The organism is Acetonema longum DSM 6540 (assembly GCF_000219125.1).
GTDB lineage: Bacteria > Bacillota > Negativicutes > Sporomusales > Acetonemataceae > Acetonema > Acetonema longum.
On sequence record NZ_AFGF01000162.1, the window covers coordinates 21,915 to 29,827 of the forward strand.

At 51.7% G+C, this 7,913-nt stretch carries 5 protein-coding genes and 1 pseudogene; 3 read left to right on the forward strand and 3 right to left on the reverse strand.

The genetic code is table 11. The features are described 5' to 3' along the window. Nucleotides 1-31: 31 nt before the first annotated feature. Both ALO_RS15185 and radA read left to right on the forward strand, forming a co-directional pair. Nucleotides 32-2,467 (forward strand): ATP-dependent Clp protease ATP-binding subunit, encoded by a 2,436-nt coding sequence (locus tag ALO_RS15185; RefSeq protein WP_004097469.1) that lies wholly within the window; start codon nt 32-34, stop codon nt 2,465-2,467. A gap of 88 nt (nt 2,468-2,555) precedes the next feature. Next, nucleotides 2,556-3,914, forward strand: a complete 1,359-nt coding sequence (gene radA, locus ALO_RS15190; RefSeq protein WP_004097470.1) for a DNA repair protein RadA — start codon at nt 2,556-2,558, stop codon at nt 3,912-3,914. A 61-nt stretch (nt 3,915-3,975) separates the two neighbouring features. Here radA and ALO_RS15195 read toward each other — a convergent pair whose 3' ends face one another. The 3 genes from ALO_RS15195 to ALO_RS15205 form a co-directional block, all read right to left on the reverse strand. Next, nucleotides 3,976-4,269, reverse strand: a complete 294-nt coding sequence (locus ALO_RS15195) for a hypothetical protein (protein WP_004097472.1) — start codon at nt 4,267-4,269, stop codon at nt 3,976-3,978. 75 nt (nt 4,270-4,344) lie between these two features. Beyond that, nucleotides 4,345-5,568 (reverse strand): stage II sporulation protein P, encoded by a 1,224-nt coding sequence (gene spoIIP / locus ALO_RS15200; RefSeq protein WP_004097474.1) that lies wholly within the window; start codon nt 5,566-5,568, stop codon nt 4,345-4,347. A gap of 155 nt (nt 5,569-5,723) precedes the next feature. Continuing rightward, nucleotides 5,724-6,119: a nucleoside triphosphate pyrophosphohydrolase family protein gene (locus ALO_RS15205; RefSeq protein WP_040293587.1), complete on the reverse strand. Its 396-nt coding sequence runs from the start codon at nt 6,117-6,119 to the stop codon at nt 5,724-5,726. Between the two features lie 477 nt (nt 6,120-6,596). Between ALO_RS15205 and ALO_RS15210 the strand changes: the two are divergent. Next, nucleotides 6,597-7,669, forward strand: a pseudogene (locus ALO_RS15210) (PIN domain-containing protein). Nucleotides 7,670-7,913: the final 244 nt, after the last annotated feature.

Consider the following 7,913-nt stretch of genomic DNA (forward strand, 5'->3'; position numbering starts at 1 on the left):
TTCATGATGGTGTCATAGAGGAGGAAACATTATGTTGAACAGATTTACTGAAAGAGCGCAGAAAGCATTGGAATTGGCGCGGCAGGAAGCCATCCGCTTCCGTCATGGCTATATCGGCACGGAACATTTATTGCTGGGCCTTATTAAAGAGGGTGGCGGCGTTGCCGCTAAGGCTCTGGAAGCGCTGGATGTGGACGCCGAGACCGTGCAAGAACAAATCGAGCAGGCAATTGGATATGGGCAAGAGCAGCCGGGAGAGGTTGTTTTGACTCCCCGTTCCAAGAAGGTCCTGGAGCTGGCAGTGCAGCACGCACAGCAAATGGGTCATAACTATGTGGGAACAGAACACCTTTTGCTGGGGTTAATCAGCGAAGGAGACGGGGTGGCGGCCCAGGTCCTGGTTAGTTTGGGAGCCGATCTTCAGGCCGTACAGGCCAAAGTGATTGAGCTGTTAGGCGGTTTTGCCATATCCGGTCAGGCGCCTCAGCCTAAGGCGCCGGGGCAGGGCCAATCCACTACCCCGGCCGTGAATGAATTCGGCCGTGACCTTAATCAATTAGCCCAGGAAGGAAAAATTGATCCAGTAATTGGCCGCAATGCCGAGATTGAACGGGTGATTCAGATTTTAAGCCGCCGGACTAAAAATAACCCGGTGCTGATCGGTGAGCCCGGTGTCGGCAAAACGGCGGTGGCTGAAGGATTGGCTCAGCAGATTGTGGAGGGCAGGGTCCCCGAGATATTGCGGGATAAAAGGGTAGTATCCCTGAACATGGCTTCGATTGTGGCCGGGTCCAAATATCGCGGCGAATTCGAAGAGAGGCTGAAAAAAGTCATGGAAGAGATTCGTCAGGCCGGCAATATCATTCTGTTTATCGACGAACTGCACACCCTGATTGGGGCTGGCGCCGCCGAAGGCGCCATTGATGCGGCCAACATCCTGAAACCTTCCCTGGCCCGGGGCGAACTGCAGGTCATCGGCGCCACCACCCTGGATGAGTATAAGAAGCATATCGAAAAGGATGCAGCCCTGGAGCGGCGGTTCCAGCCGATTATTGTGGGTGAACCCACCGTAGAGGATGCCATTGCTATCCTGCGAGGCCTGCGAGACCGCTATGAGGCCTTCCATAAAGCCCAGATCACCGATGAGGCCATTGACGCCGCCGTTAAACTGTCTCATCGCTACATTGCCGACCGGTTTCTGCCGGATAAGGCCATTGACCTGATGGATGAAGCGGCTTCCAAAGTCCGGCTGCAAGCATTTTCTCTGCCGCCGGATGTGAAAGAGATCGAACAGCGGCTGGAGAGGATCAGCCTGGAAAAAGAAGCTGCCAGCAAGGCCCAGGAGTTTGAAAAGGCGGCTCAGCTGCGCGACGAAGAAAAACAGGTCCGGGAAGAATTGGAGACCCGTCAGAAAGAGTGGAAGCATAAAGGCGGCGAACAGGTCGTGGTTACGGCTGAGGATATTGCTCAGGTGGTAGCCAGCTGGACCGGCATTCCGGTGAAAAAACTGGCGGAAGAAGAGTCTGAGCGTCTGCTGAAGCTGGAACAAGTGCTGCACAACCGGGTCATCGGCCAAGAAGAAGCTGTAAGCGCCGTGGCTAAGGCCGTGCGTCGGGCCCGTTCCGGGCTCAAAGACCCGAAACGCCCCATCGGCTCCTTTATCTTCCTGGGACCTACCGGCGTAGGCAAAACCGAGCTGGCCAGAGCCCTGGCCGAGGCCATGTTCGGGGATGAAAATGCCATGATCCGTCTGGATATGTCCGAATACATGGAGAAACATACAGTATCCCGTCTGGTAGGGTCTCCTCCCGGCTATGTGGGCTATGAGGAAGGCGGACAGCTCACTGACGCTATCCGGCGGAAGCCTTACTCGGTGGTTCTGTTTGACGAGATAGAAAAGGCTCATTACGACGTGTTCAATATTCTGCTGCAGATTCTGGAAGACGGCCGTCTGACCGACAGTAAGGGCCGTACCGTGGATTTCAAAAATGCCGTGATTATCATGACCTCTAACGTGGGCGCCAAGCACTTGAAAAAAGACGCTGCGGCAGTAGGTTTTCTGGCCGGCAGCAGCGAAAACGACGAAAAGGCTGCGAAATCCCGGGTTATGGAGGAAGTCAAGCGTACCTTCCGGCCGGAATTCTTAAACCGGGTGGATGAAATGATCGTGTTTAGCAGCTTGACTAGTCCGGAACTGAAACAGATCATCGATTTGATGTTGAAGGATGTGGCCAAACGTCTGTCAGAATATGCGATTGCCGTTGACGTGCAGGATGCTGCCAAAGAAATCATTATGAAAGAGGGTCATGACCCGGATTTCGGTGCCCGGCCTTTGCGTCGGGCCATTCAGAAACTGGTGGAGGACCCGATCTCCGAGATGCTGCTGCGCCGGGAGGTAGCTGCCGGCGACACCATACTGGCAGATGTGGCCGAAGACGGACAGCTTCGCTTTGCGAAAAAAGCATAAGCAGGAATTGTCGGAATGCATGCAGAAGGGCTCAGAACAGAAAATCTGTTTGAGCCTTTCTTTCTATAGAATTTGAGGAGGTCATTTCTTGGCGAAGCCTAAAATTGTTTTTGTCTGTCAGGAATGCGGCCATGATTCGCCTAAATGGCTGGGCCGCTGTCCCAATTGCGGCGGCTGGAACACTATGGTAGAAGAAATGCCGGTGGTGGCAAAGAATGAACGGGGCTTTAGCCTGAGCGTGAATAAACCCTGTCCGGTTGTCGATATTGCAACTGCTTCCCTGCCCAGGCGCAATACCGGCGTCAAAGAATTCGACCGGGTGCTGGGCGGTGGAGTGGTGCCCGGTTCTTTGGTTTTGGTTGGGGGAGATCCGGGGATCGGCAAGTCCACTCTCATGCTGCAGGTAGCTACCGGGATCAGCCGTTTGTATGGCAACGGCCTGTATGTATCCGGCGAAGAATCGGCGGCTCAGGTGCGCATGAGGGCCGAGCGACTGGGCGAATTGGCCCGGAGTTTGTATATCATGACTGAGACCAATATCGACGCCATTCTTGCCGAGGCCGGTCAATCCAAGCCGGCTTTCCTGGTGATTGATTCCATCCAGACTATGTTTTGCCCCGATATCCCCTCCGCCCCCGGCAGTGTGGGGCAGGTCCGGGAATCCACCGCAAAGCTGCTCCGCTATGCTAAAGAAACCAATGTGCCGGTGGCAATTATTGGCCATGTGACCAAGGAGGGGAATATCGCCGGTCCCCGCCTGCTGGAGCACATGGTGGACGTGGTTCTATACTTTGAAGGAGAGCGGAACTATTCCTTCCGGGTGCTGCGGGCTATTAAGAACCGGTTTGGCTCCACTACCGAAAGCGGTATCTTTGCCATGGAGGAACAGGGGCTGATGGAAATAAAAAATCCTTCCCAACTGTTATTGTCGGAAAGGCCGGATCAGACGCCAGGTTCGGTGGTGCTGGCCTATCTGGAAGGGGTCAGGCCTCTGCTGATCGAAATGCAAGCGCTGGTAAGCACTACTTGTTTCGGGATGCCCCGGCGCACCACCGTGGGTTTTGATTATAACCGGCTGGCCATGTTAATGGCAGTGCTGGAGAAACGGGTAGGATTGTCGCTGGCTAACCAGGACGCCTATGTAAACGCTGTGGGTGGCATTCGGGTGACAGAACCGGCGGCTGATCTGGCGGTGGCGCTGGCGGTAGCGTCCAGTTTTCGTAATCAGGCACTGAATTCCCGTACCGTGGTTGTGGGGGAGGTGGGTCTTACCGGTGAGGTGCGCATGGTATCCCGTATGGATGCCCGTATCGCCGAGGCGGCCACTCTGGGATTTGTCCGGGCAGTGATTCCAAAAGGAAATTTGACGGCGCTAAAAGTACGCCCTCAGGAGATGGAACTCATCGGAGTAGGGACGGTAGCAGAGGCTATGGCGGCGATGCTTTGAGCCGTTGAAAAAGGCCCGCTTGTTTGCTGCTCCTATTTCAACGGTCTCAGGCTCGGGGCGGTTAGGGGTGGGGAGCGACATCGTGCAGTCCCAACTTCTCCAGGAAACGGGCGTAGGCCTGATTGCCGGTGATTCTGACTACCCGGTAGCGGCAGTTGTCCTCGCCGATCACATCGTCGCCGATGCTTAGCACCAGCGGTACATACATTAGGACAACGCCGGTTTTTTCTTCGGTGACTACGTAGTAATCATAGACCGGCTGGGCTCTTTGTTCCGGTCTTTGCTGTACGGACATAATGTTAAAGGGCAGGTACACCAGTAAAGCGTACAAGCCAAGGGAAACAATGGCCAGCACGCCTGCCGCCCAAACAAATCGTCGTCGAGTCTGTTTTTGCAATATAGCGATATTAACACATCCTAGTCTTGCAGCCTATGGCTTGCGACGTTTGGCCCAAGCTTTGACCTTCTTTCGCCAAGGACCGAGAAAATTGGTAAATTCCACATTGCGCAGACGAGAGAGTTTTTGTTTTACTTCCCCCCAACTGCCGCTGCTGAGGTATAAAAAGGCACCGGCGCCGAGGACAACCAATCCGACGATAGCCAGTATGTTGTAAAAAGCATCCAGGCTGCCGGCGCCGGCAGTCCCGGCGGCGCCAGAAGGAGTACCGGGAGGCGGCTGATTATTGTTATTGACTGTTCCCGGAATGGGAGGTTGCTGGGAATCCGCCGCTGAGGCAGTTTGGGGCGGCGGAAGCGGGATAATGGACGGCAGGGCATCGGCAAACAGCTGAATGCTGCGCTCAGCCACAGCCCGTTTATTAAATTGAGTACCTACCTCCAGCAGCAGGGCTCTGGGGCTCAGGTCCTGATTATAGTTGCCGTGGGCCAGAAAAATCCCTCGGATTAGTCCCTTGTACTTGGCATCCACGGCGGCTTTCACCCGCCTGGCAAACCCTTGGGTGGTCATGCGGTACTGATTTTGCCTGCCCACCACTAAAAGCATTTTGGTGGCTTCTTTACCGCCTATGGTTATATAATAGGTTCGCAGCGGCGCACTGTTACGGTGGACGTCAAACAGCGCCGCTGGCCGGTTGTTCAACAGTTTGACGGCTGTCCGGCGGGAACGGTAATAAGCATTGGCATCATGAGGATCGTGGAGAGTCTTGCTGTGTACCACCCGATAACCGAGCTCCTGCAGACGCGCGACAAAAGCATCGCCCACCTTCATGATGCTGCCTCTGCCTTTTTGACTGTCGGTGCCATCGGTAGGAATGTAGGACTCATCAGTATGAGTGTGATAGACGGCAATGAGGGGTGCGTTGGGAGTGGGAGAAGCCTGAGCCGGGACAGCATCATCGAAAAGTTCCAGGGCGCCGGTTTCCGGCTGACGCACCGCATGGGCTTTCTTGTCTTCTACCGTGGTAATCTCAAAGAGACGGTCATCCTCATCAATAAACTGATCGCCTACCCGGACCTCCATGCCGGTTTCCAGTATGATATTGCCAGCTTCATCCACCACTGTGAAATAGGCGGAATCAGCTAATTCATTTTCGGCCTTTACGGTCGTGGGCAACCATAGGAGCAAGCCTAGCAGCGTTAAAAGGATAATCTGACGAATTCGAATCTGAATTATTGGGCACTGTAGCAGTTTCATGATCCACCTCAGGCTGGTGCTCTGCGCACAGAAATTTGATACTAGAGTGCCCGGTTGCCATTTGATTTATGTAGCTCCCGGACCGTCCGCTAAAGATAAAAGTACAGCGCGTCTTTGCAAAGACGCGCTGTACTTGAAGACAGAGATCTTATGTATTAGGATAGGTGAAAAATCCCCAAAGTTGTAATAGTTTCGTACTCCTGCTGCATGATGTCATCAAGGTTCAGGCCGGACATATTGCACAAAGCGGTCAGATAAAACAAACTGTGCCCCAGTTCTTTGGACAGGATTTCTCTGCATTGCTCGCAGGGTTCGCCGGATATATGCTCGGACATAAACTTTCTCAGGTCGCGAAAGGTCGCTTCCGGCGGGACCTGCTGGCGCCCAGCATGGACCTGGACGCAGCCGCATTCGGTTACGGCTTTGGCATAGGCGCGATTGACCCGGCCTGCTGCTTCCTGATACTTTGTTAACACATCCAGAATACTTCGGTGGCGGATTAGGTATTCGTCAACGGCGGATTGGAAATGTAAGCAGCATTTATCATGCATGGATACGCACACCTCACTTTGTGTTTTATTATATAGACAGGCATCTATGGTTGTCAACGTCACTATTCTGTTAAAAATTTACAATTATTGCCGTTTAATTTTATAGTAGAAATATAGGTTGAAGTAGCAAAAATTTTTAATATTACTTTGCAAATAATTTATAACGATATATACAGAGCGATATAGAGTAAAGTAACGTGTATGTTTTTTCCATTCTGCGGTAATACTAAACATAAGTTTACCATATAATGGATTATTTTTGTTTTGTCATCTCTTGCTGAAAAGCGAAAAGTCCTTTATAATTAAACAGAAAGAGGCAAATCCTCTTGGGACTGTGGTGAATTTAAAGGGACTTTTGGCATGTGGGCAAGGAAACTATTGTCACCTTCCCGAAAGTTCTAAATTCTGATACAGTAATGAGTAGAAAAAGGAGGTGGTACATTGCTTAATAAGATTTTACGGTTCGTCATTGTCACCATGTCAATCATTGCCGGACTAATGATGACTGACCGGATTATCCCCTTCCTGGCACCGCTGGTTAGTGTGGAATTTTTGCAGACCGGCATATTTGGCATTACCCTGACAACCATACTTTCGTTTTTAACGGCGGCCTTTTGGGCGGGGCTATCGGGGTTTTGCTGGCGCCTTTTTTGCTGAAATATCTGTGGCAATTTACCTACTGGGTGGAAGCCAGATTGAACAGAATGCCGATAAACGATGTTATCGCAGGGTCCTTGGGACTTGCTATTGGACTCATAATTTCTAATTTATTGGGTTCTGCATTTTTGCCGATTCCCCTTGTCGGTACATATGTTCCGGTATTTCTCAGTATCATTTTTGGCTACTTGGGAATTAACATTGCTATTCATAAACGGGAAGAATTTTTAAATTTATGCTCGGTTCTTCCCTGGATAAAGAATGACAAGGCCAAAGAGAACAAGGCGATCAACATATACCAGTATAAAATTCTGGACACCAGTGTCATTATTGACGGCCGGGTTGCCGATATCTGTCAGTCCGGCTTCATTGAAGGCATTCTTATTATACCCGGCTTTGTCTTAGCTGAACTGCAGCATATTGCCGATTCCTCCGATCTGTTGAAACGCAACCGGGGACGGCGGGGGCTGGATATCTTAAACCGCATTCAGAAAGAATTAGGGATGTTCGTGCAGATTGACAGCCGGGACTTTGACGATATCGCCGAAGTGGACGCTAAGCTGGTCAAACTCGGCCAGGTGATGAAAGCCAAAATCATAACCAATGATTATAATTTGAACAAAGTGGCTGAACTCCAGGGTGTGCCTGTTTTGAACATCAATGAGCTGGCCAATGCCGTAAAACCGGTGGTTCTGCCCGGTGAAGAAATGGTGGTTTATGTAGTGAAAGACGGCAAGGAGTTTGGTCAGGGAGTCGCTTATCTTGACGATGGCACCATGATCGTAGTGGACGGTGGCAAGAAGCATATCGGTGAGACCATCGGCGTTTTGGTTACCTCGGTGCTGCAGACTGCTGCCGGCAGAATGATTTTTGCCAAGCCCAAAGCGATCTAAAGGACCGTTGAAAAAGGCTCATCTGCGTCACTTCAGCCTCCTGCGGGCGGGCTCATTCAGAAAACATCCCTTTTCGGGTTTGTATGCAGTAGTCTATTTTTCTGTACTACACCGAAAAGTGGTTTGTTTTCCTCCAGATCTCACGACGCTCCGCATCTTTCTAGTATCGATGTACCCTGCAAACGTACAGTCTCACGCCCGTCTTCGTCGCGCTGTATCAGAATTTGTGACTTTTCTGGAGATT